Here is a 26404-nt window from a genome sequence, read left to right on the forward strand (position 1 = left end):
GCCGTCAGGGTTCCGCCTTGTCGCCCGCCGGCCGCTCCTCCGTCCTCAGGGCGTCGGCCAGCCTCGCCTGGGCGGTGCCCGGCTGCATCGGTTTCTGCTGGCTCTCGTGCGGCGACCAGCCGGCAAGATAGAGCACCTGGAAGGTCGCGGTCACCCGCCCATCGGGTTCGGAGAACAGCTCGGCATAGCGCCGCGCGGCGTCGATCAGCAGGGCCCGCGGAGTCGGCCGCCGGCGGCGGTTGAGCCCGGCGTTCGTCTCGCCCATGCCGCGCAGGTCGGCCATCAGCTTGAAGGCGCTGTCGTAGGTCACGGTCAGCGTGTCGCTGTCCACCACCGGCAGGCTGAAGCCGGCGCGCTGGAGCAGGCCGCCGGCGTCCCGGACTTCCGCGAAGGGGGAGATGCGGGCGCTGACCCCGCCGGTCAAGTCCAGTTCCGCCTCCATCAGGCAGCGCCGCAGCTCGAACAGGGTGTCGCCGCCCAGCATGGCGCCGATGAACATGCCGTCCGGCTTCAGCGCGCGGCGGAGCTGGAGCAGCGCCCCCGGCAGGTCGTTGACCCAGTGGAGGCTGAGGTTGCTGACCGCGAGGTCGAAGCTGCCGTCGGCGAACGGCAGCAGTTCCTCGTCGCCGGCCACGCACAGGCCCCCGGCGGCGGCGGCCATGGCGGGCGACAGGTCGCACTGGACCAGCCGCTCGATCCCCTTCCGCCCGCGCAGCGCGCGGCCGACCTCGCCGGTGTGGCAGCCCAGGTCGAGCGCCGTGGGGAAGTCGCGGACGACGTCCTCCAGCCGGTCGGCCAGCCGCTCCGCGATCTCCTCGAACAGGAAATTGTAACCGGCGAAACCGGCCGCGGCCCGGTCCCGGTGGCGGCGGACCGCGGCGCGGTCGAACACGTTCATGATGTCGCTGTCGTCCATCTCCCCTATATGGAGGTTCCCCCGCGCCGCACAACACGTGACGGGTGCGGTCGGGGTGCGGCATCCGGACCGTTGCCGCCGGGCGGGGGCGGTTCGATCCTGCGCCATGGACTGGCCGCTGACCGCCTCCCTGACGACCCTGGCGCGCGCGGCGCTCGACGCGGTGCTGCCGCCGCGCTGCCTGTCCTGCGCCGAGTCGGTCGACCGGCAGGGGACGCTGTGCATGCGCTGCTGGGGTGCCCTGACTTTCCTGGCGCCGCCCTGGTGCTCGTGCTGCGGCGAGCCGTTCGAGGGCGTGGTCGATCCCGGCCCGGCCGAGACGCAACGGGCCGAGACGCTGCTGTGCGCCCGCTGCGTCGCCAGCCCGCCGCCGTTCGGCAGGGCCCGGTCGGCGCTCCGCTACGACGACGGCAGCCGCGGCATGATCCTGGGCTTCAAGCATGCCGACCAGACCTATGCCGCCGTCGCCTTCGGCGGCTGGCTCGCCCGGTCCGGGGCGGAACTGCTGGCGCCCGACGCCGTCCTGGCGCCGGTGCCGCTCCACCGGTGGAAACTGTTCGCCCGGCGCTACAACCAGGCGGCGCTGCTCGCCAGGGATGTCGGCCGGCGCTCCGGCGTCGCCGTGTTGCCCGGCCTGCTGGTCCGCCACCGCCGGACCACGCCGCAAGGCGGCCATTCCCGGACCGGCAGGCAGCGGAACGTCCGCGGCGCCTTCCGGGTGCGGCCAAGCCTGGCGGAGCGCATCCGCGGGCGGCCGGTCGTGCTGGTCGACGACGTTCTGACGACGGGGGCCACGGTCTCCGAATGCGCCCGCGTCCTGCTGCGCGCGGGTGCCGCCAGGGTCGACGTCCTCACGCTCGCGCGCGTCATACGGTCCGGCGTCTAGCGAAATCGCCGGTATCGATCATATAACGGGATAGTCAATCCACAGTGGAGCCGGAGTCCATGGCCGAAGTCGTCATTTATACCAGTCCCTGGTGCCCGTACTGCACGCGGGCCAAGAAGCTGCTGGCCGAGAAGGGCGTCCAGTTCGAGGAGATCGACGTGATGATGCAGCCGCGCAAGCGGGTGGAGATGACGCAACTGGCCGAAGGACGGACCTCGGTTCCGCAGATCTTCATCGACTCGAAGCCGATCGGGGGCTGCGACGACCTCTACGCGCTCGACCGGGCCGGCAAGCTCGACCCCATGCTGGGCCGCGCCTGATGACCGGCTCCCCTCCCGCCGCGTCGCTCACCGTCGCCTGCGTCCAGGTCAATGCCGGGCCGGACATCGAGCCGAACCTGACCGCGGTCGGGGACCTCATCCTGCGCGCGCGCGAGGCCGGGGCCGATTTCATCACGACGCCGGAGAATGTCAGCATGATGGTGCTGGGCCGCAGCCGCGTCCTGCGGCGGGCCCGGCCGGAAGGCGACCATCCGGCGGTCCCCTTCTTCCGCGACATGGCCAGGCGGACCGGGGCATGGCTGCTGGCCGGCTCCCTGGCGGTCAAGCTCGACGAGGAGCGGGTCGCCAACCGCAGCCTGCTGTTCTCGCCCGAGGGCGAGATCGCGGGGCGCTACGACAAGATCCACATGTTCGACGTGGACTTGGCGCGGGGGGAGAGCTACCGCGAGTCGGCGACGTTCCGGCCCGGCGACCGGGCGGTGCTCGCCGCGACGCCCTGGGGCGGGGTCGGCATGACGGTCTGCTACGACCTGCGCTTCGCCTACCTGTACCGCATGCTGGCCCATGCCGGCGCGTCGATCCTGACCGTTCCGTCCGCCTTCACGGTGCCGACCGGCCGGGCGCACTGGCACGTCCTGCTGCGCGCCCGGGCGATCGAGACCGGCTGCTTCGTCGTGGCTCCGGCCCAGTGCGGCACCCATGACGGCGGCCGCACCACCTACGGCCATTCGCTGATCGTCAGCCCGTGGGGCGAGATCCTGGCCGACGGCGGCGAGGAGCCGGGCGTCGTCACCGCCCGCCTCGACCTGGAGGAGGTCGCCAAGGCCCGCGCCCAGGTGCCGTCGCTGAAGCACGACCGGACCGTCGAGCCGCCCGAAGCGGTGACTTGAGCGTCAGCCCGTGAAGCTCCGGATGATCTCCAGGAGCCGTTCGACCTCGATCGGTTTCTGCATCACCACCAGCCTGTCGCCGGCGGGAATGGCCTCCTCCTCGTTCGGCGACATGTAGCCGGTCATCACGACGATCGGGAGGAGGTCGTCGGTCGATCGCAGGTTGCCGATCAGCTCGTGCCCGCCGCCGCGCGGCATCCGCATGTCGGTCACCACGATGTCGGCCGGGTCCTGCCGGTGGATCGCCAGCGCCTCCCTGCCGTCGCAGGCGGTGGTGACGCGGTAGCCCTTGCGGGTCAGGAACCGCTCGAGCGCCATGGCAGCGATCGCCTCGTCGTCCGCGACCAGGACGTGGCTCCTGGGCTGCTCTTGCGTCACGGCATCGGTGTCAGGCATTCGGGTTCTCATGTGATGGTCTGCTGCGGACCGGCAGCAATATCGTGAAGCGGGCTCCCTGGTCCAGGTTTTCGGCGGATATCCGCCCGCCCATCGCGCCGATCAGGCTGGCACAGATCGACAGGCCGAGGCCGACCCCCTTGGTCGCCTCCTTGGTGGTGACGAACGGGTCGAAGATCCGGTCCGCCATTCCCGGCGGAAGGCCGGTTCCGTCGTCGCTGATCGTGATGCGGATCTGGTGCGGGCCTTGCTCCTCGGACAGGCCGACCTCGATGCGCCCGCCCTCGAAGGCAGGGTCGGCGGTCCGGCGGGCGGCGATGGCGTCGTGGGCGTTGCTCAGCAGGTTGATCACGACCTGCTCCAGGCGGCCGGGCCGGCCGGCCACGGCGGGCGCGGCCGGCGGCGCGTCCAGGGCCAGGGCCATGCCCTCGGTCGCGAAATGGCGTTCGAGCAGGCCGACGGCGCGCCGGACCGGCTGGACCGGGTCGAACGGCACGACCTCCGGGCCGTCGCGCCGGCTGAAGGAGCGCATCTGGTCGACGATCTCGCCCATGCGGGCCGCCTGGGTCGAGATCAGCTCCATCCCTTGGCGGAGATAGGCCGCGTCGGCCTCCACGCCCTCCTCCTCCATCAGGAGCCGGTTGTCGTCGGCGGTGATCCTGATGATGTTCAGCGGCTGGCTCATCTCGTGCGCGATGCCGGCGGCCAGGGTGCCCAGCGTGGCCAGCTTGGAGGTCTGGGCCAGCTCCTCCTGGAGCGTGCGGTACTCGGTCATGTCGCGCGACGTGCCGAGCAGCTTCGTCGGACGGCCTTCGGCGTCGAGCACGGGAGCCAGGTTGGTCTGCCAGATGCGCGTGCCGTCCCGGAGATCCAGCGTCTCCTCGTACTGGATCGGCTGCCTTGCCTCGCAGCAGGCGCGGTAGCGCTCGACCAGATGGTCGGCCACGGCAGGCGGGAAAATCTCGTGCGGCGTCCGGCCGGCCACCTCGGTCGAGACCAGGCCGGTCTGGCGCTCGTGGCTGGGGTTGAGCGCTTCGAACCGGAACTCGCCCGGGCCATCCACGCGGACGACGAACAGGCCCTCGGCCAGATGGTGGAAGATGCTGGAATAGTGCAGTTCGCTGGCGCGCAGCCGGCGGTTGGCCTCCGACAGCTCGGCGGTGCGTTCGGCGACCCGGATCTCCAGCGTCTCGTTGGCCCGCTGAAGCGCCGCGTTGGCCGCCTCCAGCTCGGCGGTGCGATCGGCGACCCGGCGCTCCAGCGCCCCGTTCACGAGGCGGACCTCCGCCTCCGCGCGCTGCCGCTCCCGGATCTGCTGTTCGAGCCTGAAATTGGCGTCGCGGAGCTGGGCCGGGCTGGGCAGGGCGAGCGCGTGGGGGATCAGGGGCCAGAGCATGACCGCGGTCACGACCGAGATCGCGGCGGTGAAGGCCTTGACCGCGCCCTGCGCTACGTAGTCCGGGTTCCACAACGTCCAGGCGCCGAAGAAGTGGGTTATCCCGCAGGCCAGGATGAAGCCGCAGAACATCAGGAAAATCCACTTGTAGGCGAGGTCCTCGCGCCGCCATACGAAATAGATCAGGCCGATCGGGATGGAGCAGTAGGCGAGGCCGATCAGAATGTCGGACAGCAGGTGCGTCCAGATCAGCTCCGGTCGCCAGGTCAAGCAAAGGCCGTGGGGCAGGAAGTCGCCGGGCTCGCCGAGGGCGCGAAAGAAGGTTTCCATGCAGTGTCCGGTTTAATATCGCAGTATGCAGCGCACCACGGTTACCAAAAGCCAACCTCTCGCTCGTTCGGGGAACCCAAAACAAGGTTAATAATTGTAAGCCATAGGCACGCGCCTTGTCTCGCCTTATCGTACCGAAGGTTCTGTCCAATCGTGCGCGGCGGTCACTCCTCCGGACGATGCGGCGGGATCGGCCGGGGATGGGGATCGGCCACGGCGCAGAGGCGCTGGACGACCGCCCGCCTCGGGAAATCGATCTCGCCCTGTTCGAAGGCTACCACCTGGAGTTGGTGTCCGACGCGGTCGAGGAGCTCGCCGGGAGCCAGCAGGAAGTCCGGAGAGGAAGGTTTGCCGAACCGCTCGTTGCCCCGCGCGAACGTCTCGTAGATCAGCACGCCGCCGGGTTCCAGCGAGTCCAGCAGCCTGGGAAACAGGGGGCGGTGAAGGTAGTTGGTGACGACCACGGCGGCGAAGCGCCTGTCCGCCGGCAAGGGCCAGGGGCTTCCGTCCTCCAGGTCGGCCTCGATCAGTTCCGGGGAGGAGCCGTTGGCCAGATCGGCGACGCCCGCCAGGGTCCGGTCGACCGCGGTGACCGGGTGTCCCAGCCCGGCGAACAGGCGCGTGTGCCGGCCGGACCCGCAGGCCACGTCGAGCACCGGGCCGCCCTGGCGCACCAGCGGCGCGAAACGGACCACCCACCGGGACGGGGGCGGGGAAAAGGGCGTGGGGGATTCAGTGTGGTCCATGGTCCGTCAACCCGCTTGTGCTTTCACCTTGGCCTAACCAATTCGTACATATATGACAGTCCGGTCAGATCGGTGAACATTCGGCGGCGCCGCCGCCGGGAGCGGAACGAGTAACGGTCGATGATCCTCTTCGATCTCAAGTGCCAGGCCGGCCACGTCTTCGAAGCCTGGTTCAGGAACAGCGGCGCCTACGAGGCCCAGGCGTCCGCGCAGGAGATCTCATGCCCGATCTGCGGGGACGTCAGGATCGGCAAGGCGCCCATGGCCCCGCGCATCGCGAAGTCGCGCGACGCCGCCGAGGGTACCGACGAGGCGGCCCGGCGCAAGGCCGAGATCCTGCGCGAACTGAAGGACCTGCGCCGCAAGGTCGAGGAGAACTGCGACTATGTCGGCGACCGCTTCGCCGAGGAGGCCCGGCGCATCCATTACGGCGAGGTCGAAAGCCGCGGCATCTACGGGGAGGCGACCGAAGCCGAGTCGTCGGAGCTGAAGGAGGAAGGCATCACCGTCGAGCGCATCCCCTGGGTTCCGACGACCAACTCCTGACGGCGGGACGGCCGTCGTCAGGCATCCGGGCGTTCGCGGCGGCGCAGCGGGACCAGGTTGATGGCGGCGGGATTCTGACGCCAGCCCTGGAGGATCGGCAGGGCCGATTCCGGAGTCAGGCGGTCGTAGAGCGCCAGCACCCGTGACAATTCGCGCGGATCGACGATCTGCTCGCCCGGCCGGGCCGCCCGGCTCAGCAGGAAGATCGAGGCGAAGAAGCCCTTGTCGATCCTCAGCGCCCGGCAGGCCAGCGTCATGGCTTCGCCGCCGGTCTCGGCGATCAGCTGGTGCATGGCTTCCGGACCCAGGCCGGCGATCCGGCCGAACAGCGCCTTGAACAGGTCGATCTGGCCGAGCCGCAGGGTCTGGATCAGCACCTGCGGCGTGATGGCGCCTGCCTCGGCCATCCGCTCGACCGTTTCCAGCTGGTCGGCGGTCAGGCTGGTCCGCCCGCGCGTCCCGTCGATCAGATCCTGGAGCGTGGCCTGGAGCGCCGCGTCGAGCTGCGCCCTCGGGATGGCGAAGCGGTCCAGGATGGTCCGCCGAAGCTCCTGCGAGACGAGCCAGTAGATCTTCGTCGCCAGTTCCGGCGTCAGTTCGGGCCGCCCGAGCAGGGGGGACCGCAGGGGCGGCACCCGGCGCGCGACGTTGGTCAGGCGGATCATGGCCTGTCCGGACAGGCTGGCGCCCCGGTTGCCCAGCAGCGTCTCGGCGACGCGCGTGTTGCCGGTTTCGATGAGGACGTCGCTGAGCGCCGTGCTGATCCTGGGCCGGCCGGCGACCGCCAGCTGGTGGGCTTCGGCGTGGGCGCGGACGATCGCGATCAGGTCCTCGTCCTCGAGCACTTCGCTGCGCAGCAGGATCGGCCGAGCGATCTCGATCTGGTCGTTCGCCAGGGTCACGATCAGGTCCCGGGGCGCTTCGGCGTGGGGCGCCAGCCGTTCGGCGAGCGACCGCCGGACGTCCATCTCGGCGTCGCGCAGCACTTGGCGGAGGATGTCGACCACCAGGTCGCGCTCGCGGTCGGACAGGCTGTGCCCCGCGAAATAGAAATCGCCGACCTTGTCGGCCAGAGCCCGCCGTCCGGTCTGGCTCCTGTCCCGCGCCATCTCGAACAGATCGGCCAGATGCGCCATTGTACCGCCGCCTGTCCTTGCTTCCGATCCGGGTTCCGCCACGCCTCCGCTCATCGGCGCCCTCCGGCCGGGGCGCGCCGGGAGATGTCCCGGCCGCCTTGGCGATGCGCCGCAGGACGGTCCTTTCGATCGGCCGGCATTTCCTGGGAAACCAAAACCAAACACTTCATCTTCGCGACCCTTCTGGTCGGCCGGTCATCGGATCGGAACCGTGTTCCCGCTGACTTCGCAGCGTGAAGAGCATGCGGAATCTTCCTTAGTAAAATGTTAATCCGCCGGTCCGCCATCGCCGTGTCCGTGACTGGCCCTCAGATTCCCTGACATTTTAAACTATTTGACTCGAACCCGCAGGACGCCGGAGAATAGGGCGACGAAGGTCTTTCATCTTACTGGAAGGCGACATCGCCGCAGCCTCATGGGTATGGCTTTCTCCCGCCTGTACGGGTTATACTCCCAAAGGACTAATCCTTGTTCGGAATGCACCGGGCTCGTGCGATACCCGGCTTCCGCAACGCCTCCAGGAGATCGCCATGCAAGTGCAAGCATCGGGAGTCGGTCCCGCATCGGGCTACTCCAGCCCCCTTCAATCACCCGCGACACGTCCCCAGGACGAGCAGCAGGGCGGCCAGGGGGGCGGCCAGGCCGTCGGCGCAGCGCAAAGCGGCACGCCGGAGAACCAGCCGGTGACGGACCCCTTCGCAACCCGCGGCCGGAACGTGAACATCACGGTCTGAAGTCCCCGTCCGAAGGCATCGGCGCGTTCCGCTTGCCCGCCCTCACGGGCTGCGCCACATTACGGCCATGACTTCCGATCCAAAGCCGAGCGGGCCGACAGTCCGCATCATCCCCGAGGGCGACGACCGTCACCGCCTCGTATGCCCCGATTGCGGCTTCATCAATTACGAGAACCCGAAGATCGTGGTGGGTTCGGTGGCCGCGTGGGAGGACCGCATCCTGCTGTGCCGCCGGGCGATCGAGCCGAGCAAGGGGCTGTGGACCCTGCCGGCCGGCTACATGGAACTGAACGAGACGACCGCCGAGGGGGCGACCCGCGAAGCCTGGGAGGAGGCGCGGGCAAGGATCGAGATCGATTGCCTGCTCGCCGTGTACGAAATCCCGCGCATCAGCCAGGTCCAGCTCATCTACCGCGCGCGGCTCCGGTCGCCGGACGTGGCGGCGGGACCTGAGAGCCTGGAGGTGGGGCTTTTCAGGTGGGACGAGATCCCGTGGGACCTGATCGCCTTCCCGACCGTGCGCTGGGCCCTGGACGAGTTCAACAGCCGGCGCCGCGAGCACGAGTTCAGTCCGGCGACCAACCCGGAACCGGAACCGCCGCCGCCCACGGGCCTGTAGGGGCCGGCCGTCAGGTTCATCTTCTGGAAACCCTGATCGCCGATAAAGGTTCGGGATCGGCGCGGCGAGCCCATGCCGCGCCCGGCAGACCAGGACAGATCGTGCCCAGCAGAGAGCAGAACCCGCCGGCCGACGGCCCGCTCGATTACGAGACCTCGAAGCGCATGGCCCAAAGCGAGGACACCGCCGTCCGCGCGCGGGTGGCCGGGCGCGAGGATGTCAGGCCGGAACTGCTCTACTATCTCGCGATCGATCCCGCGGTGGAGGTGCGCCGCGAAGTGGCGGCCAACCCCTCGGCGCCGGCTCAGGCCAGCGCGGTTCTGGCGCGCGACAACGACGAGAGCGTGCGCCGCCTGCTGGCGGACAAGCTGAGCCGCCTGCTGCCCGACCTCTCGCGCGAGGCGCAGGGCCAGCTCTTTCAGCTCACGGTAAGGACGCTGGAGCAGCTGGCGCGCGACCAGGCGGTCGGCGTCCGGCAGGCGCTGGCGTCCAGCCTGAAGGACGTCGCCTGCGCGCCGCCCGACCTTTGCACGCATCTGGCGCGCGACGTCGAGCGGGAGGTCGCCGAGCCGATCCTGCACTACTGCGCCACGCTGACCGACAAGGACCTGCTGAGCATCATCGCCAACCAGCCGAAATCCTGGGTGCTCAGCGCGATCGCCCAGCGCGACGGCGTCTCCGGCCCGGTCGCGGCGGCCTTGTACGAGACGGGCGACGTCGAGGCATCGACCGCGTTGCTCGACAACCACGGCGCCCTGATCCCGGAGAGTACCCTGTCCGGCATGGTCGAGCAGTCGGCCGCCCGCCCGTCCTGGCAGGAACCGCTGGCCAGGCGGCCCAGGCTGCCCGGCCGCTTGGCGGTCCGGCTCGCCGAGTTCGTCGACCAGCACGTGCTGACCATCCTGCGCCAGCGCCGCGACCTGGACGCCGAGACCGCGGCCGAGGTGGTCAGCGTCGCCCGGCGCCGGATCGACTACCTGGACCAGAGGTCCGAGGGCGAGTCGCCCGAGCACCGCGCCCGCCGGCTGTTCATGGTCGGACAGCTCGACGAGAGCGCCATCAGCGACGCGCTGTCGTGGAACGACATGGTGTTCGTCAAGCTGGGCCTGGCGCTGATGGCCGGCATCGCGCCGTCCCTGGTGGAGGAGATCATCGCCGCGCAGAGCCCCAAGGGGGTCACGGCGCTGGCCTGGCGGGCGGGCCTGAGCATGCGGTGCGCCATGCAGCTCCAGTCGCGCGCCGCCAACATCCCGCCGCGCATGCTGCTGAATGCCCGCAACGGCGTGGATTATCCGCTGACCCCGGTCGAGATGACCTGGCAATTGGAGTTCTACGGGGTCAGGCTTTAGGAGCAAGCGGGCTCCGACCTCCTTCACCCTGGGGCGGCGATGCCGTGCCGGCTCCCCGGGCGGATCGGCCCGGGGCGCTTCCGCGGGCAACTCCAACATGAAGATTTCCAGAACGGCCTTTCGGCCGGCGGTATGTTTCGCCCGCGCCGCACGTAGCTATACGAATCTGTCTGGAACGCCCTCCGGCCGGCCGACTTTCGGGCACTGCGTCAATCTGCCGCCACAACCGGAAACTGCCCCCGAAGCACCCCGGAACGGCCTTCCGGCCGACCGCCGGGGTCCCCCGCGCGGGGACCGGCGACGCTCACATTCCGGGACGCGGCACCCGATCGACCGGCCGCTCGACCGGAACGTTTTCCTCGAAGCTCACGACCGGGGAGGCCAGGATGTCGAAGCAGCGCTGCCGTGCCGCGAGCTGTTCGAGCGTCGGCTCGTCCCGGACGAACGGTTCCTGGAACCAGGCGGTCGCGCGCTCCCAGGAGGGGATGTCGACCCGCAGCAAAGTCAGCAGGGACCTGCATTCGAAGGTTTCCGCGGCATCCGAGCCCGGGGTCACGGAGGTGAAGGCGGGCGGGGTCGGCTGGGCCCGCCGGGAGGCCGGGTCGGGCGCCGTTCCGGGGGATGGTGATACCACTTGGGCTTGTACCGGCAGCGAGGCCGCGAGCAGTGCCGCCGCACCGCACAAGCGGGAAGTCCAGGTCAACATGAGCGCTCTCCTCAGCCAAATTTGGTATTACCATCCAAACCTTAAGCGGGGTCCGCGGGTTCCCGAAGCGCGATTCCGGGGAGGGTCGGCGCGATGGTCGTGAGCGGGTGCTACTCAACCGCCGCTCGGTTATGCCCGGCCCGTCCCCCTTGCCCTCGGCACGGAATCGGAGTACGTAGCCGCGCGGATTTGAGGGCCGATCTCAGGACCGGCCGGCCCGGACCAAAGCGACCCTCGCTCCCTCGTAAACAAAGCTCGGCAACACTTGGGGAACGCTTCATGGCACGCAATAAGATCGCGCTCGTCGGCGCCGGCCAGATCGGTGGCACGCTCGCCCTGCTGGCAGGCTTGAAGGAACTCGGCGACATCGCCGTGTTCGACATCGCGGAAGGCATGCCGGACGGCAAGGCGCTGGACATCGCGCAGTCCGCCCCGGTCGAGGGGTTCGATGCCAAGCTGGTCGGCGGCAGCGACTACTCGATCATCGAGGGCGCCGACGTCGTGATCGTGACCGCCGGCGTTCCCCGCAAGCCCGGCATGAGCCGTGACGACCTGATCGGCATCAACACCGGCGTGATGAAGACGGTCGGCGAGAACATCGGCAAGTACGCCCCCAATGCCTTCGTCATCGTCATCACCAACCCGCTCGACGTGATGGTGTGGGTGCTGCAGCAGGCGTCCGGCCTGCCCACCAGCAAGGTCGTCGGCATGGCCGGCGTGCTTGACAGCGCGCGGTTCCGCACCTTCCTGGCCCAGGAATTCGACGTCTCGGTCGAGGACGTGACGGCCTTCGTGCTGGGCGGCCACGGCGACACCATGGTGCCGCTGGTGCGCTACTCCACCGTCGCCGGCATCCCGCTGCCCGACTTGGTCAAGATGGGCTGGACCACCCAGGAGAAGCTGGACGCGATCGTCCAGCGCACCCGCGACGGCGGCGCCGAGATCGTCAAGCTGCTGAAGACCGGCTCGGCCTTCTACGCCCCGGCCGCGTCCGCCATCGCGATGGCGGACAGCTACCTGAAGGACAAGAAGCGCGTCCTGCCGGTCGCGGCCCACCTGACCGGCCAGTACGGCGTGGACGACCTGTATGTCGGCGTGCCGGTCGTGATCGGCGCCGGCGGCGTCGAGAAGATCGTCGAGATCGAGCTGAACCCCGACGAGAAGGCCATGTTCGACCATTCGGTCGGGGCCGTGAAGACCCTGGTAGAGGTCGTCAAGAAGATGGAAAGCGAGAAGTCCGCCTGACAGCGGCCTTCGGGAGGCCGCCGCTCCGGGCGGCCTTTTTAGTATCCCGACTGGCCGCCCGGCATAGCCGGTACGGCCGAGCCCGGTTCAATCGGCGCGCGGAGGGTGCTAGACTGAGCGGCCGGCACCGCCGCAACCCGGACGGAACGGGCCAGGTATTCTTAAGCCGGGGTGCCTCGTTTGCCACCCGTCACCAGATAGCCGCCATCAGATAGACGGACGTCCATGAACATTCATGAATATCAGGCCAAAAACCTGCTGAAAAAATACGGTGTGTCGGTGCCGCGCGGCGGCGTCGCCTATACCATTCCCGAGGCCGAGCAAGTCGCGAAGGATCTGGGCGGACCGGTCTGGGTGGTGAAGTCCCAGATCCATGCCGGCGGCCGGGGTGCCGGGCGCTTCGCCGACAATCCCGACGGCAAGGGCGGCGTCCGCGTCGTCAAGTCCGTCGAGGACGTCTCGTCCAACGCCAAGGAGATGCTCGGCCACGTCCTGGTGACCAAGCAGACCGGCCCGGCCGGCAAGGAAGTCAAGCGCCTCTACATCGAGGAAGGCTGCGACATCAAGCGCGAGCTTTACCTGGGCCTGCTGCTGGACCGCGCCACCTCCCGCGTCACCGTGATGGCCTCGACCGAGGGCGGCATGGAGATCGAGGAGGTCGCCCACAACACGCCGGAGAAGATCCTGAAGGTCGCGGTCGACCCGGCGACCGGCATCTCCGGCTTCCACGCCCGCAAGATCGCCTTCGGCCTGGGCCTGGAAGGCAAGCAGGTGAACGCCGCGGTCAAGCTGATCCTGGCGACGTACAAGGCCTTCGTGGACCTGGACGCCTCGATCGTCGAGATCAACCCGCTGGTGGTGACCGGCTCGGGCGACATCATCGCGCTCGACGCCAAGATGAACTTCGACGACAACGCCCTGTTCCGCCACAAGGACGTGGAGGAGTTGCGCGACGCCGACGAGGAGGAAGCCTCCGAGCTGGAAGCCGCCAAGCACGGCCTCAACTACATCAAGCTCGACGGCTCGATCGGCTGCATGGTCAACGGCGCCGGACTGGCGATGGCGACCATGGACATCATCAAGCTGTACGGCGGCGAGCCGGCCAACTTCCTGGATGTCGGCGGCGGCGCCACGCGCGAGCGGGTCACCACCGCGTTCAAGCTGATCCTGTCGGACAAGAACGTCGAAGGCATCCTGGTCAACATCTTCGGCGGCATCATGCGCTGCGACGTGATCGCCGAGGGCGTCGTCGCCGCGGCCCGCGAAGTCTCCCTCCATGTCCCGCTGGTCGTCCGCCTCGAAGGCACCAACGTCGACCTGGGCAAGAAGATCCTCAGTGAATCGGGCCTCCCCATCCTGTCCGCCGACAATCTGGCGGATGCGGCGGAAAAGGTCGTCAAAGCGGTGAAGGAAGCGGCGTAAATGGCTGTCCTCGTCAATTCCCAAACGAAAGTCATCTGCCAGGGCTTCACCGGCGCGCAGGGGACCTTCCACTCCGAGCAGGCTATCGCCTACGGCACGCAGATGGTCGGCGGCGTGACCCCCGGCAAGGGCGGCACCAAGCACCTCGACCTGCCGGTGTTCGACACCGTCGCGGAGGCGGTCCACACGACCGGCGCCAACGCCAGCGTGATCTACGTCCCGCCGCCGTTCGCGGCCGACGCGATCCTGGAGGCGATCGACGCCGAGATCGCCCTTGTCGTCTGCATCACCGAGGGCATCCCCGTCCTCGACATGGTGACCGTCAAGCGCGCCCTGGCCGGCTCCAAGACCCGCCTGATCGGTCCGAACTGCCCGGGCGTCATCACCCCGGACGAGTGCAAGATCGGCATCATGCCCGGCCATATCCACCGCCGCGGCAAGATCGGTGTTGTCTCCCGCTCCGGCACCCTCACATATGAAGCGGTGGCGCAGACCACGGCGGCGGGCCTGGGGCAGTCGACCTGCATCGGCATCGGCGGCGACCCGGTCAACGGCACCAACTTCGTGGACAGCCTGGAGCTGTTCCTGGACGATCCGGAGACCGAAGGCATCATCATGATCGGCGAGATCGGCGGCGACGCCGAGGTCAAGGGAGCCGAATTCCTCAGGGACAGCAAGACGAAGAAGCCGGTCGTCGGCTTCATCGCCGGCCGCACCGCTCCTCCGGGACGCCGGATGGGACATGCCGGCGCCGTGATCTCCGGCGGCAACGACACCGCCGACTTCAAGGTCGAGGCGCTGAAGTCCGCCGGCATCCACGTTGCCGACAGCCCGGCCAGCCTGGGCAGCACCATGCTGAAGGCTCTGAAGGGTTGATCCCGATCAGCCCGGGCCGGTCCCCGACCGGCCCGTCGGAGCCGTAAACCCTTGCCAGAAAGAGGGCGCGGGCGCCAACGCCCGCGTCATTAACAAATGTCAGCGATCGCAGCGACCCCTGATCAGTCATCGTTCCTTTTCGGCTCGAACGCCACTTTCATCGCCGAGCTGTACGCCCGTTATCTCAAGGACCCGCAGTCCGTCGACCAGAGCTGGAGCAGCTTCTTCGGCGAACTGAACGACGACGCGCGGGAGGTGCTGGACGAACTGCGCGGGGCGAGCTGGGCGCCCAACACCACGGCGGTGATCGGCGAGGAACCCGCCCCCGCCGCCAAGCCGAACGGTTCGGCGCAGGCCAAGGCCAACGGCCACGCCGCCCCGAACGGCGCCGCGGCGCCGGCTGCCGTGATCGACCAGGACCAGCTCCGCGCCGCCACGCTGGACAGCCTGCGGGCGCTGATGCTGATCCGCGTCTACCGCGTCCGCGGCCATCTCCAGGCCACCCTGGACCCGCTGGGGCTGGAGAAGCGCGAGCAGCATCCGGAACTGGATCCCAAGACCTACGGCTTCACCGACGCCGACTGGGACCGCCCGATCTTCATCAACAACGTCCTCGGCATGGAGACGGCGACGCTGCGCCAGATCCTGGAGGTGCTGAAGAAGACCTATTGCGGCACCATCGGCGTCGAGTTCATGCACATCCAGGATCCCGACCAGAAGGCCTGGATCCAGGAGCGCATCGAGGGCGGGCGCAACCACACGGACTTCACGGTCAACGGCAAGAAGGCGATCCTGGAGCGGCTGACCGCGGCCGAGAACTTCGAGCGCTTTCTCGACAAGAAATACACCGGCACCAAGCGCTTCGGCCTGGACGGCGGCGAGGCCCTGATGCCCGCCATGGAGCAGGTGCTGAAGCGCGGCGGCCAGCTTGGACTGCGCGAGGTCGTGCTCGGCATGGCCCACCGCGGCCGCCTGAACGTGCTGGCCAACTTCATGGGCAAGCCGTTCAAGGCGATCTTCTCGGAGTTCCAGGGCAATTCGGCCCATCCGGAGGACGTCCAGGGCTCGGGCGACGTCAAGTACCACCTGGGCACCTCCTCGGACCGCGACTTCGACGGCAACTCCGTCCATCTGTCGCTGAGCCCGAACCCGTCGCACCTGGAGGCGGTCGACCCGGTCGTGATCGGCCGCGTGCGCGCCAAGCAGATCCAGCGCTGCGGCACCGTCCCGCCGACCGACGAGAGCCGCGACGAGGTGCTGGGCATCCTGCTGCACGGCGACGCCGCCTTCGCCGGCCAGGGACTGGTGGCCGAGACGCTGATGATGAGCGAGCTGAAGGGCTATCGCGTCGGCGGCACGATCCACTTCATCATCAACAACCAGATCGGCTTCACCACGATGCCGAGCTATTCGCGCTCGGGGCCGTACTGCACCGACGTCGCGAAGATGATCCAGGCGCCGATCTTCCACGTCAACGGCGACGACCCGGAAGCGGTCGTCCACGTCGCCCGGATCGCGATCGAGTTCCGCCAGAAGTTCAAGAAGGACGTGGTCGTCGACCTGTTCTGCTATCGCCGCCACGGCCACAACGAGGGTGACGAGCCCGCGTTCACCCAGCCGCTGATGTACAAGGCGATCCGCAGCCACGCCACGACCCGCGAGATCTACGCGAAGAAGCTGATCGACGAGAACGTCATCACGGCGGAGGAGTCGGAGAAGATCGTCGCCGACTTCTACAAGAAGCTGGAGGACGAGTTCGAGGTCGCCAGCCATTACAAGCCCAACCGCGCCGACTGGCTGGAAGGCAAGTGGTCGGGCCTGGAGGCGGCGTCGGGCGACGACCGCCGCGGCAACACCGCGGTCGAGCTGGACGTGCTGCGCGAGGTCGGCAAGGCGATCTCGACCGAGCCGAAGCACATCAAGATCAATTCCAAGATCGCCCGCCAGCTCAAGGCCAAGGCCCAGGCGATCGAGAGCGGCGAGGGCATCGACTGGGCGACCGCCGAGGCACTGGCGTTCGGCACCCTGTGCGTCGAGGGCACGCCGGTCCGGCTGTCCGGCCAGGACGTCGGCCGCGGCACCTTCTCCCAGCGGCACTCGGTGCTGGTCGACCAGGAGACCGAGGAGCGCTTCATCCCGCTCAACAACATCCGGGAAGGCCAGGCGATCTACGAGGTCCACGACAGCCCGCTGTCGGAAGCGGCGGTGCTGGGCTTCGAGTACGGCGTCTCGCTGGCCGAGCCGCACGAACTGGTGATCTGGGAGGCGCAGTTCGGCGACTTCGCCAACGGCGCCCAGGTGATCATCGACCAGTTCATCAGCTCGGGCGAGTCCAAGTGGCTGCGCATGTCCGGCCTGGTGATGCTGCTGCCCCACGGCTACGAGGGGCAGGGGCCGGAGCACAGCTCCGCCCGGCTGGAGCGGTACCTGCAGATGTGCGGCGAGGACAACTGGCAGATCCTGAACTGCACGACGCCGGCCAACTATTTCCACGCGCTGCGCCGGCAGGTCCGCCGCGACTTCCGCAAGCCGCTGGTCGTGTTCGAGCCGAAGTCGCTGCTGCGCCACAAGCTGGCGGTGTCGAAGCTGGAGGATTTCGGTCCCGGCACCTCGTTCCACCGCATCCTGAGCGAGCCGTACGAGCTGGTCGCCGACGACCAGGTCAAGCGGGTCGTGCTGTGCACCGGCAAGGTCTATTACGACCTGCTGCAGGAGCGCGAGACGCGGGGCATCAAGGACGTGGCGATCGTCCGGCTGGAGCAGCTCTACCCGTTCCCGCGCACCTCGCTGACCCGCGAGCTGTCCCGCTACGCCAACGCCGACGTGGTCTGGTGCCAGGAAGAGCCGCGCAACATGGGGGCCTGGACCTTCATCGACCGCCGGCTCGAGGACTGCATGGTGGCGGCCCAGCTCAAGGCGAGCCGTCCGCTCTATGCCGGCCGCATCGAGGCGGCCTCCCCGGCGACCGGCCTGCTGAAGCGGCACAACCGCGAGCAGGCGCAGCTCGTCGACGAGGCGCTGACCGTCAAGTAACCGGACCTGCGGGGGCGCCGTCCTGCGGCCGCCCCCGCATCTCCCAACAAAACCGAGCGAACCGCTCACATAAAAAGGTTTGAAATCATGGCCCTGGAAATCACGGTCCCCGTCCTCGGTGAATCGGTCAGCGAAGCCACCGTCGCGAAGTGGCTGAAGAAGGTTGGCGACTCGGTCGCCATGGACGAGCCCCTGCTGGAACTGGAAACCGACAAGGTCACGCTGGAGGTCAACGCCACCTCCGCCGGCACGCTGGCCGAGATCGTCGCCGAGGAAGGCGCCACGGTCGAGGTCGGGGCCCTGCTGGGCACCCTGTCCGACGGCGCCGGCGCCCCGGCCGCCAAGCCGGCGGAATCGAAGCCCGAAGCCAAGGCCGAGCCCGCCCCGGCCCCCGCCCCCGCGCCGGCGGCTCCCGCCGCCCCGGCCGCCGAGCAGCACGACACCCTGTCCCCGGCGGTGCGCAAGCTGATCGACGACAACAAGCTGAAGGCGGCGGACATCACGGCGACCGGCAAGGACGGCCGCCTGACCAAGGAAGACGTGCTGCGCTACCTGGAGAGCCGTCCGACCCAGATGCCGGCCGCTCCCGCTCCGGCCCCCGCGGCCAAGCCGGCGCCGAAGCCCGCCGTTCCGGCCGGCCCGCGCGCCCGCGCCGCCCAGGAGGAGCGCGTCCGCATGACGCGCCTGCGCCAGCGCATCGCCGAGCGGCTGAAGGAGGCCCAGGACACCGCGGCCATGCTGACCACCTTCAACGAGGTGGACATGACCAACCTGCTGGCCGTGCGCAATTCCTACAAGGACGTGTTCGAGAAGAAGCACGGCGTCAAGCTGGGCTTCATGTCGTTCTTCGTGAAGGCCTGCATCACGGCGCTCCAGGAGCTCCCGGCGGTCAACGCCGAGATCGAGGGCACCGACATCATCTACAAGAACTACTATGACATCGGCGTCGCCGTCGGCACGCCGAGCGGCCTGGTGGTTCCGGTGGTTCGCGACGCCGACAAGCTGAACTTCGCCGGGGTCGAGAAGACCATCGGCGCCCTCGGCAAGAAGGCGAGGGACGGCAAGCTGTCCATGGAGGAGCTGTCGGGCGGCACCTTCACGATCTCCAACGGCGGCGTCTACGGCTCGCTGATGTCGACCCCGATCATCAACCCGCCGCAGTCGGCCATCCTGGGCATGCACAAGACCATGGAACGCCCGATGGTGGTCAACGGCAAGATCGAGGCCCGGCCGATGATGTACTTGGCGCTGAGCTACGACCACCGCATCATCGACGGCAAGGAAGCGGTCACCTTCCTGGTCCGCGTCAAGGAGTGCATCGAGGACCCGCAGCGCATCCTGCTGGACGTCTGATCGACGCCTCGCCGCGCAAGAGAAGTCCACGCCCCGGCCGCTCCCATGGCCGGGGCGTCGTTTTATCCCCATCGGGCAGGGGCGGAAGGCAGCATGAACGCTCTGGAGCACGGCATCACCGAGGAGGTGGTCACCGACTTCGTCGCCGAGGCCCTGGCGTCGTTTCCGGAGCCGCCGTCGCCGGCGCTGAGCCGGACCGACGCCCGGGTGGTGCTGGCCCAGGCCAAGCTGTCCGGCGCCTGGAGCGGGACGGTCGCCTTCCGGGTGCCGTCGCCGCTGGCGGCCTGCCTCGCCTCCGCGCTGTTCGGCATCCCCGCCGAGGAAACCACGCCCGCCGAACGGACCGACGTGGTGGCCGAACTGTGCAACACGGTCGCGGGAAACGTGAAGGGCCTGGTCCGCGGCGCCGCCGTCCTGTCCCTGCCGTCCGTGGCCGAGCGCGGGCCCGAGGCGGTGGGCCACCATACCGCATCCCCCGCGGGCAGCGTCGCGGTTAATCTCGTCCATCCATTCCTGGGGCGGTTCATCGTGGTTCAAATCATCGATCATCGGGACGGCGAGCCGTGAAGCTTCCCGCCAAGGTCCAAGTCCTGCTGGCCGATGACTCACGGGCCATGCGAGCGCTCATCAAGGGCAATTTCGTCTGGCCGGGCACCAGCTTCCAGTTCACCGAGGTGGACAACGGGACCGACGCGCTGGCCGCCTACCGCACGCGGCGGTACGACCTCGTATTGCTCGACATCCACATGCCGGGCCTCGACGGGTTGCAGACGCTGCGCGCGATCCGGTCCTACGACGCTTGCGCGCTGGTCTTCATGATCTCGTCGGACACCAGCGCCGCGGCCAGCGGGACCGCGCAGGACTACGGCGCCCAGGGCTTCGTGACCAAGCCGATCAGCGCCGGGTCGCTGAACCGGATCATGACCAGCCTGGAGGAGGTCCGACGTCCCTTCGCGGTGCTGACCGCGGACGACAGCCGCACCGGCCAGGCGCTGCTGAAGCGCGGGCTCGACCTGCTGGGGATCGAGAGCATGGTGACCGGCGCCGACGACGGCCGGATGGCGGTCGAGGCCTGCAACCGGGAATATTTCGACATCGTCTTCCTGGACGTCCACATGCCGGACATGACGGGCATCCAGGCGCTGAAGGCGATCAAGGCGCTGCGGCGCGACGCCTATGTGGTGATGGTGACGTCGGACGCGTCCATGGAGACCGTGCGCGACGCGCGGTCGCTGGGGGCCGACGACTACCTGCTCAAGCCCGTCCAGCAGCCCAACCTCAAGAAGGTCTGGTCACGCTTCCGCGTCATGGCGCCGCAATATGTCGGTCACGGCCAGACCATCTTCTGAACCGGGCCTTCCGAACCGGGCTATGCCACGGCGCTGAGCAGCGGCAGGGTCAGGTTGTCCTCCTCGGAGTCCAGGTACTCGATGCGGAAGGGCGCGCGGACGCCGCCGTTCAGCAGTTCGGCGCATTCCAGCCCCTTGCGGACGCGCTGCTCGGCCGGCTGGCCGGTGGTGGAGGCCAGCGAACCCAGCGCATAGTCGGCGCCGCAGCCGATCGCGTGGAAGCCGCGGGTCGTCTCGCAGACCTGATAGTCGCTCTGGATCGAGAACAGCCGGCCCTCGTAGGCTACCAGGAAGCTGCCGCCCTGCTCGGCGTCGTTGTTGCGCTGGGCGTAGCCGCCCTCCTTGAGGCAGTTCCGGACCTCGTCCACGAAGTCGGTGACCATGAAGCGGAACACGTCCATCCCTTCGGGCCGCTTCGGCGGACGCAGCCGGAACGCCAGCAACTGGCCCATGCGGAACGAACTGGTGAAGCCGATCAGGAAGTCGCCGTTGCGGAAGACCTTGGGGTCGGCGCGCACGGTGATGTCCAAACCGGAAACTCCGGCGCTGTCGCCGCCCATCCATACGCGGCGGCCTTCGATCAATCCAACGATGCAGGTCATGGGTTCCCCGAACTGGCAAATCAACCAGAGGGAGAATGACGGCTGTATGGTTAATAAAAACCTACCAAAATTGGACGAGAGTCACCGGCGCCGGGCCGACAGCATTCCCTTCGTCCGGCCTTCGCGCGCGGCGAGGTCCTTCTTGAACTGCTCGAAGGAGAAGAAGATGCTGGAGATCCCGTCCGCCGTGCCGTCCCCGTAATAGACGTCCATCTTGATCCGCCCCTCTGGAGTGCGGATCAGGGCCTCGTAGCGGCTGAACATCGCCTCGAAGACGGTGCAGAAGTCCTGGTCGGTGAATTTGTAGACATTGGCCTCGATGCTGCCGACGATCGCGGCGGTGAAGGTCTGGCGCTGGTGGTTGAACTGCCTGAAGCGCAGCAGCATGCGGATGAAGATCTTGTCCGCCAGCATGCTCATGGTCTCGTCCGCCCGGATCAGCGGCCACATCTGGGTATCGTCGTCGGTCCCGATGGTGGCGAAGATCGCCTGGGCCTGGCTGTTCAGCATCTCGTACTCGGCATTGCTGAACAGGGTCGTGACGTTGCGCTGGATGCCGCGGACGATGACCTGGGGGAAGTGCTTGCCGCTGATCGGGTCCATGCGGGACGGGATGCTGGTGATCAGCAGCGAGAAGACGAAACGGGTCAGGAAATCCTTACGGCGGGCGTCGGGGTTGTAGGCGCGGGCGCCATGCTTGTCCAGGCACAGCCGGCAGTTGGCCTTGAAGGCGGGCAGCGTCTTCGGCCAGAATCCCTCGATCAGGGTGAAGGCTCGGTCGAGCTCGTCGCGGGTGATGTGGTCCTTGCGCTCGAACTGGACCGCCAGCGCCTCGTAGAAGGTACGGATCAGCGTCCGCGCCAGATCATGCTGGGTCTGATGGAACGTCTCGTCGGCCATGTTCTTGCTTCAAATGTCTGCCGGAAAGCGACGTCTTATGCGCTCCGTCCTATAGCGCCAGCATGATGAGCGCCGATCGGGTTAAGGAAGATTTACGGTGGTGCCGCGCCACCCGGGGGGACCGTGCGACCCATCGCCGCGCAGCTGCCCTGCGTGTCGCCAAGTGTCGTGGATATCAGGGTTTTCGGGCATTTCCATGGACTTGTGACAGTCACGACGATTGCCACGGGCCGCCCGAGAGGCCATAAATCGCATCCGCAAAGCACGGCCACGCTCGCGAGCTGCCCACGGAGGCGAAGAAGAAAAATGCCTGAGAAAACCTACGACGTTGTAGTCATCGGCGGCGGTCCCGGCGGATACGTCGCCGCGATCCGCGCAGCTCAGCTCGGCCTGAAGACGGCCTGCGTGGAAATGCGCAAGACGCTGGGGGGGACTTGCCTCAATGTAGGCTGCATCCCGTCCAAGGCGCTGCTCACCAGTTCGGAAAAGTTCGAGGAAGCCAAGCACAGCTTCGCGTCGCACGGCATCAAGCTGGGTTCCGTCGAGCTGGACCTGCCCGTGATGATGGCCAACAAGAACAAGGTCGTCGAGGACAACACCAAGGGCATCGAGTTCCTGTTCAAGAAGAACAAGGTCGACTGGCTGAAGGGCCGCGGCCGCATCACCGCCAGGAACGAGGTGACGATCGAGGGCGACGGCGGCAGCGAGACCGTCGGCGCCAAGAACATCATCATCGCCACCGGTTCGGAATCGATGCCGGTCCCCGGCGTCGAGGTCGACGAGCAGCGCATCGTCACCTCCACCGGCGCGCTGGAACTGGCCGAGGTGCCCAAGCGCTTCGCGGTGATCGGCGGCGGCGTGATCGGGCTGGAGATGGCCTCGGTCTGGGGCCGGCTGGGCGCCGAGGTCACCGTGATCGAGTTCCTGGACCGGATCCTGCCGGGCATGGACGGCGAAGTGTCCAAGCAGATGCAGCGCATCCTGGGCAAGCAGGGCATGACCTTCAAGCTGAACACCAAGGTCACGGCGGCCGCGGTGGGCAACGCGGGCGTCACCCTGACGGTCGAGCCGTCCAAGGGCGGCGAGGCCCAGCAGATCGAGGCCGACGTCGTCCTGGTCGCGATCGGCCGCCGGCCCTATACCGCCGGGCTGGGCCTGGAGGAGATGGGCGTCGAGATCAACCAGCGCGGCCGGATCGTCACCTCCCACCACTGGGAGACCAACGTCCCCGGCATCTATGCCATCGGCGACGTGATCGAGGGGCAGATGCTGGCCCACAAGGCCGAGGACGAGGGCGTCGCGGTGGCCGAGCTGATCGCGGGCCAGTCGGCCCACATCAACTACGACGCCATCCCCGGCGTGGTCTATACCTGGCCGGAGGCCTCCACCGTCGGCAAGACGGAGGAGCAGCTGAAGGCCGCGGGCGTCAAGTACAAGGTCGGCAAGTTCCCCTTCACCGCCAACGGCCGCGCCCGCGCCCTGGGCATGACCGAAGGCTTCGTGAAGATGCTGGCCGACGCCGCGACCGACCGCGTGCTGGGCGTCCACATCGTCGGCGCCAGCGCCGGCGACCTGATCGCCGAGCTGGCGCTGGCGATGGAGTTCGGTGCGTCCGCCGAGGACATCGCGCGGACCTGCCACGCCCACCCGACCCTGAACGAGGCGGTCAAGGAAGCGGCCCTGGCGGTGGATGGCCGACCCCTCCACATGTAAGTCGGAGCCGGCGGCCGGGAGGTCCTCTCCCGGCCGGCTGGCCCTGGTGCTGTGCCTTGCCGAGGTGCTCGGCATGGCCGGCACCATGAGCTTCCCGGCGCTGCTGCCGACCTTCTTCGCGGAGTGGCGCCTGGGCACGGTGGAGGCCGGCTGGATCAACGGCGTGTTCCACGGCGGCTACGTCGCCGCCGTGCCGGTCCTGGTCACCCTGACCGACCGGATCGATCCCCGGCGGATATACCTGTTCTCGACGGCGCTGGCGGCTCTGGCGCTGCTGGGCTTCGCGCTGTTCGCGGACGGGTTCTGGACCGCCATGCTGTTCAGGGCGCTGGGCGGCGTGGGGCTGGCCGGAACCTACATGCCGGGGCTGCGCATCCTGTCCGACCATACGGCGGGTCCGCGCCAGGGGCGCTACCTGTCCTTCTACACGGCCAGCTACGCGCTGGGCTCCAGCGCCTCCGTGCTGATCGCCGGGCTGGCGGGGGCGGAGTTCGGCTGGCGGGCGGCCTTCCTGGCCTCCGCGGCGGCGACCGCCGCGGCACTGGCCCTCGCCTGGTGGGGGATCCCCCGGGCACCGGCCGAGCGTCCTGTGGCGGCAGAGACCGCGCTGCTCGATTTCCGGCCCGTGCTGCGCCACCGGGCGGCCATGGGCTACATCCTGGCCTATTCGGCGCACTGCTACGAACTGTTCGGCCTGCGGGCCTGGCTGGTGGCCTTCCTCGCCTTCGCCTTCGCGACCAGCGCCGGGACCGTGCCCGACGGGACCGTCCCGGCGGTGGTCACGACGCTGGGCACCGTCATCCTGCTACTGGGGCTTCCGGCCAGCATCCTCGGCAACGAGGCCGCCACCCGTTACGGCCGGCGCCGCGTCCTGGTCGCGATCATGGCGGGGTCGGCGCTGCTGGCCTGCGGCGTCGGTTTCTCGGCGAGCCTGCCGTTCTGGCTGGCGGTCTGCGTCGTCGCGCTCTACGGTGTCACGGTGACCGCCGACAGCGCGTCGCTGACCGTCGGCGCCGTCACCAACGCCCTGCCGGGCCGGCGGGGCGCCACCATGGCGGTCCACTCCTTCCTCGGCTTCGGGGCGGCCTTCGTGGGCTCGGTGATGTTCGGGGTGGTCCTGGACGCGGCAGGCGGCGGGGAGAGCCACCTGGCCTGGGGTCTGGCCTTCGTCTCGCAGGGACTGGTGGTCGCGCTGGGGCCGGTGGCGCTGCTCGTCCTGGGCGACATGGGAAGTGGCGGGAGAGACGGCGGAAAGCGCTAGTCTCCCGCGGGCTTCCTGCGGGCGCGGGGATGGGCGCTCTCGTAGACGCCGAGCATCTGGTCCGCGTCCACCTCGGTATAGCGCTGGGTGCTGGACAGGGAGGCGTGGCCGAGCAGGTCCTGGATCGCGCGAAGGTCGCTGCCGTCGGCCAGCAGATGGGTCGCGAAGCTGTGGCGCAGGGCATGGGGCGTCGCGGTGTCGGGCAGGCCCATCAGATGCCGGATCTCCCGCATCTGCTTCTGGGCGATGCCGGCCCGGAGCCGGCCGCCGCGCACCCCGACGAACAGCGGGCCGTCCGCGGGCAGGGCGTAGGGACAGGCGGCGACATACTCGGCCAGGGCGTCGCGCACCACCGGCAGCACCGGCACCATGCGCTGCTTGCTGCCCTTGCCCGTCACCATCAGGGTATCGTCGGCCGGCATGTCGCGCCGGTTCAGGCTCAACGCCTCGTCGATGCGCAGGCCGCAGCCATAGAGCAGGGTGAACAGCGCGCGGTCGCGCTTGCCGACCCAGGGCTCGTTGGCCCAGGCCTCGGCGTTGGGCAGCAATGCCGCGGCGTCGGCCACCGTGAGGGGCTTGGGCAGCCGGTCGGGCAGCTTGGGCGCCCGGATCAAGCCGACCGCGGCGTTGTGCATCCGTCCGCTGCGGTCGAGCCAGCGGAAGAAGTTGCGGATGCCCGACAGCGCCCGCGCCCGGCTCGCCGTGCCCAGGCCATCCGCCGCCTGGCGGGCCAGCCAGGCGCGGAAATCCATCAGCCGGGCGGCGCTGAGGTCGTTCAGCGCCGGCGGGCGGCCATGATACCCGGTCAGGAATTCCAGGAATCCCGACAGATCGGCGGTGTACGCCGTCAGCGTGTGGCGCGAGACGCGCTTCTCCATCTCCAGCCAGCGGCGCCACGCGGCGATCGCCGCCGTGACGTCCTCGGCGCAGGAGAAGCCGATTACTCCGGCAGGTCGAGCCATGCCCGGATGCTGCGCTCGATCACCCGGCCCAGGAAGCAGACCAGTTCGGTCCCCTGGCCGGAATGGAACATGTCGGGATCGCGGCTGCCGAAGGCGAGCAGCCCCGGCGGCGTATCCTCGCTGACCTGGATGCGGATCAGCGCCTGCGAGCGTACCAGCCCGGCCGCGGCGCCGAAGATCGCCGGGTCGCCGCGGGTGTCGGAATAAAGCATCACGTCGCGCTTGCCCAGCCACCCGTCGACCGTACCCGCCTCGACCACCCGTACGCCCGAGGTGTGTACGTGCGGCCGGTCGTCGCCGTTCGCCTCCACCGCCAGGCCGGCGACGTCAAGATCCAACAGGACCGCCAGATCCGTCGTGATGGTCTGGATCAGCTGCTCGAAGGACCGTGCGTCCAGCAGGAACAGCACGGCGGCATGGATCCGGTTCTGGTTGTTGATGTTGGCGCGGGTGGTGGTGATCAGCTCCCGCTGCTGCTCCTTCAGGCGCCCGACCTCGCCCCGAAGCCGCTCGACCATGAAGTACTGGAAATCCACCACCCCCTTGCCGTGCGCCATGGCGGGAGGCGTCAGGTGCTGGACAAGGTCGGCGTGCTGGGCCAGGAAATCGGGATGCTCGCGCAGATATGCCGCGACATCCTCAGCAGTCAGCGCGTCCATCGTCCTTTGGCTATGTCCGGTTTCCCGAGCCATCAGCGTCGGCCCTCTCCCATTGTCGAACCCCATGCCCGTTCCAAGCGGAACTTACTCCATCAGGC

At 68.5% G+C, this 26404-nt stretch carries 26 protein-coding genes; 16 read left to right on the top strand and 10 right to left on the bottom strand.

Going from position 1 to position 26404, the window contains the following annotated elements:
- Positions 1–4 precede the first annotated feature (4 nt).
- Positions 5–916: a methyltransferase domain-containing protein gene (locus tag JL101_RS01415; RefSeq protein ID WP_203096760.1), complete on the bottom strand. Its 912-nt coding sequence runs from the start codon at positions 914–916 to the stop codon at positions 5–7.
- 106 nt (positions 917–1022) lie between these two features.
- Between JL101_RS01415 and JL101_RS01420 the strand changes: the two genes are divergently transcribed.
- From JL101_RS01420 to JL101_RS01430, 3 genes are read left to right on the top strand one after another with little or no spacing between them, the layout of a single operon-like run.
- Positions 1023–1802 (top strand): ComF family protein, encoded by a 780-nt coding sequence (locus tag JL101_RS01420; protein WP_203096761.1) that lies wholly within the window; start codon positions 1023–1025, stop codon positions 1800–1802.
- A gap of 59 nt (positions 1803–1861) precedes the next feature.
- The gene (gene grxC / locus JL101_RS01425; RefSeq protein WP_203096762.1) at positions 1862–2122 is read left to right on the top strand and encodes a glutaredoxin 3; all 261 of its coding nucleotides are present in this window, start codon (positions 1862–1864) and stop codon (positions 2120–2122) included.
- On the top strand, positions 2122–2973 hold the full coding sequence (locus JL101_RS01430) for a carbon-nitrogen hydrolase family protein (protein ID WP_203096763.1): 852 nt from the start codon (positions 2122–2124) through the stop codon (positions 2971–2973). Before grxC ends, JL101_RS01430 begins: the two co-directional genes overlap by 1 nt.
- A gap of 3 nt (positions 2974–2976) precedes the next feature.
- Here JL101_RS01430 and JL101_RS01435 read toward each other — a convergent pair whose 3' ends face one another.
- From JL101_RS01435 to JL101_RS01445, 3 genes are all read right to left on the bottom strand, one after another.
- Positions 2977–3369 (bottom strand): response regulator, encoded by a 393-nt coding sequence (locus JL101_RS01435; protein ID WP_203096764.1) that lies wholly within the window; start codon positions 3367–3369, stop codon positions 2977–2979.
- Positions 3362–5095 carry a two-component system sensor histidine kinase NtrB gene (locus tag JL101_RS01440; RefSeq protein WP_203096765.1) on the bottom strand — a complete coding sequence of 578 codons (1734 nt, stop codon included), beginning with the start codon at positions 5093–5095 and terminating at the stop codon, positions 3362–3364. The genes JL101_RS01435 and JL101_RS01440 overlap by 8 nt, the downstream gene beginning before the upstream one ends.
- Positions 5096–5259: 164 nt before the next feature.
- A complete protein-coding gene (locus JL101_RS01445) occupies positions 5260–5841 on the bottom strand; it encodes a class I SAM-dependent methyltransferase (protein ID WP_203096766.1) in 582 nt (193 codons plus the stop codon).
- A gap of 120 nt (positions 5842–5961) precedes the next feature.
- Here JL101_RS01445 and JL101_RS01450 point away from each other — a divergent pair, with 120 nt between their 5' ends.
- Positions 5962–6387, top strand: coding sequence for a DUF1178 family protein (locus tag JL101_RS01450; protein ID WP_203096767.1), 426 nt, complete (start codon positions 5962–5964; stop codon positions 6385–6387).
- Between the two features lie 17 nt (positions 6388–6404).
- Here the strand turns inward: JL101_RS01450 and JL101_RS01455 are convergent, their stop codons facing one another.
- Positions 6405–7523 carry a DUF2336 domain-containing protein gene (locus JL101_RS01455; protein ID WP_203096768.1) on the bottom strand — a complete coding sequence of 373 codons (1119 nt, stop codon included), beginning with the start codon at positions 7521–7523 and terminating at the stop codon, positions 6405–6407.
- Positions 7524–8053: 530 nt separating this feature from the next.
- On the opposite strand from JL101_RS01455, the gene JL101_RS01460 reads away from it, so the two are divergent.
- The 3 genes from JL101_RS01460 (at position 8054) to JL101_RS01470 (ending at position 10225) form a co-directional block, all read left to right on the top strand.
- Positions 8054–8257, top strand: a complete 204-nt coding sequence (locus JL101_RS01460) for a hypothetical protein (RefSeq protein WP_203096769.1) — start codon at positions 8054–8056, stop codon at positions 8255–8257.
- Positions 8258–8324: 67 nt separating this feature from the next.
- Positions 8325–8876 carry an NUDIX hydrolase gene (locus tag JL101_RS01465; RefSeq protein WP_203096770.1) on the top strand — a complete coding sequence of 184 codons (552 nt, stop codon included), beginning with the start codon at positions 8325–8327 and terminating at the stop codon, positions 8874–8876.
- A gap of 101 nt (positions 8877–8977) precedes the next feature.
- Positions 8978–10225 carry a DUF2336 domain-containing protein gene (locus JL101_RS01470; RefSeq protein WP_228435238.1) on the top strand — a complete coding sequence of 416 codons (1248 nt, stop codon included), beginning with the start codon at positions 8978–8980 and terminating at the stop codon, positions 10223–10225.
- A gap of 304 nt (positions 10226–10529) precedes the next feature.
- On the opposite strand, the gene JL101_RS01475 is transcribed toward JL101_RS01470, so the two are convergent.
- Complete coding sequence (locus JL101_RS01475) at positions 10530–10931, bottom strand: hypothetical protein (RefSeq protein ID WP_203096771.1); 402 nt, start codon at positions 10929–10931, stop codon at positions 10530–10532.
- Between the two features lie 279 nt (positions 10932–11210).
- On the opposite strand from JL101_RS01475, the gene mdh reads away from it, so the two are divergent.
- The 7 genes from mdh (at position 11211) to JL101_RS01510 (ending at position 20209) form a co-directional block, all read left to right on the top strand.
- Positions 11211–12176 carry a malate dehydrogenase gene (mdh, locus tag JL101_RS01480; protein ID WP_201074573.1) on the top strand — a complete coding sequence of 322 codons (966 nt, stop codon included), beginning with the start codon at positions 11211–11213 and terminating at the stop codon, positions 12174–12176.
- Between the two features lie 225 nt (positions 12177–12401).
- Entirely contained in the window at positions 12402–13598 is a 1197-nt protein-coding gene (sucC, locus tag JL101_RS01485) for an ADP-forming succinate--CoA ligase subunit beta (protein WP_203096772.1), read from the top strand.
- A complete protein-coding gene (gene sucD, locus JL101_RS01490; RefSeq protein ID WP_202680647.1) occupies positions 13599–14474 on the top strand; it encodes a succinate--CoA ligase subunit alpha in 876 nt (291 codons plus the stop codon).
- Positions 14475–14570: 96 nt separating this feature from the next.
- On the top strand, positions 14571–17507 hold the full coding sequence (locus tag JL101_RS01495) for a 2-oxoglutarate dehydrogenase E1 component (protein WP_203096773.1): 2937 nt from the start codon (positions 14571–14573) through the stop codon (positions 17505–17507).
- 87 nt (positions 17508–17594) lie between these two features.
- On the top strand, positions 17595–18860 hold the full coding sequence (gene odhB / locus JL101_RS01500) for a 2-oxoglutarate dehydrogenase complex dihydrolipoyllysine-residue succinyltransferase (RefSeq protein ID WP_203096774.1): 1266 nt from the start codon (positions 17595–17597) through the stop codon (positions 18858–18860).
- 93 nt (positions 18861–18953) lie between these two features.
- Positions 18954–19427 (top strand): chemotaxis protein CheX, encoded by a 474-nt coding sequence (locus tag JL101_RS01505; protein WP_203096775.1) that lies wholly within the window; start codon positions 18954–18956, stop codon positions 19425–19427.
- Positions 19424–20209 carry a response regulator gene (locus JL101_RS01510; protein WP_203096776.1) on the top strand — a complete coding sequence of 262 codons (786 nt, stop codon included), beginning with the start codon at positions 19424–19426 and terminating at the stop codon, positions 20207–20209. The genes JL101_RS01505 and JL101_RS01510 overlap by 4 nt, the downstream gene beginning before the upstream one ends.
- Positions 20210–20229: 20 nt before the next feature.
- Here JL101_RS01510 and JL101_RS01515 read toward each other — a convergent pair whose 3' ends face one another.
- Together JL101_RS01515 and JL101_RS01520 are read right to left on the bottom strand one after the other, a co-directional pair.
- Entirely contained in the window at positions 20230–20811 is a 582-nt protein-coding gene (locus tag JL101_RS01515; protein ID WP_203096777.1) for a hypothetical protein, read from the bottom strand.
- A gap of 81 nt (positions 20812–20892) precedes the next feature.
- Positions 20893–21711, bottom strand: coding sequence for a hypothetical protein (locus JL101_RS01520; RefSeq protein ID WP_203096778.1), 819 nt, complete (start codon positions 21709–21711; stop codon positions 20893–20895).
- 306 nt (positions 21712–22017) lie between these two features.
- Between JL101_RS01520 and lpdA the strand changes: the two genes are divergently transcribed.
- Positions 22018–23424, top strand: a complete 1407-nt coding sequence (lpdA, locus tag JL101_RS01525; RefSeq protein WP_203096779.1) for a dihydrolipoyl dehydrogenase — start codon at positions 22018–22020, stop codon at positions 23422–23424.
- Positions 23402–24685, top strand: a complete 1284-nt coding sequence (locus tag JL101_RS01530) for an MFS transporter (RefSeq protein ID WP_228435239.1) — start codon at positions 23402–23404, stop codon at positions 24683–24685. Before lpdA ends, JL101_RS01530 begins: the two co-directional genes overlap by 23 nt.
- Here the strand turns inward: JL101_RS01530 and JL101_RS01535 are convergent.
- Positions 24682–25647: a tyrosine recombinase XerC gene (locus tag JL101_RS01535; protein ID WP_203096780.1), complete on the bottom strand. Its 966-nt coding sequence runs from the start codon at positions 25645–25647 to the stop codon at positions 24682–24684. The two genes, JL101_RS01530 and JL101_RS01535, sit on opposite strands and share 4 nt — an antisense overlap.
- Positions 25626–26306, bottom strand: a complete 681-nt coding sequence (locus tag JL101_RS01540) for a DUF484 family protein (protein WP_267133544.1) — start codon at positions 26304–26306, stop codon at positions 25626–25628. Before JL101_RS01540 ends, JL101_RS01535 begins: the two co-directional genes overlap by 22 nt.
- Positions 26307–26404: the final 98 nt, after the last annotated feature.

This window comes from Skermanella rosea, from assembly GCF_016806835.2.
Lineage (GTDB): Bacteria > Pseudomonadota > Alphaproteobacteria > Azospirillales > Azospirillaceae > Skermanella > Skermanella rosea.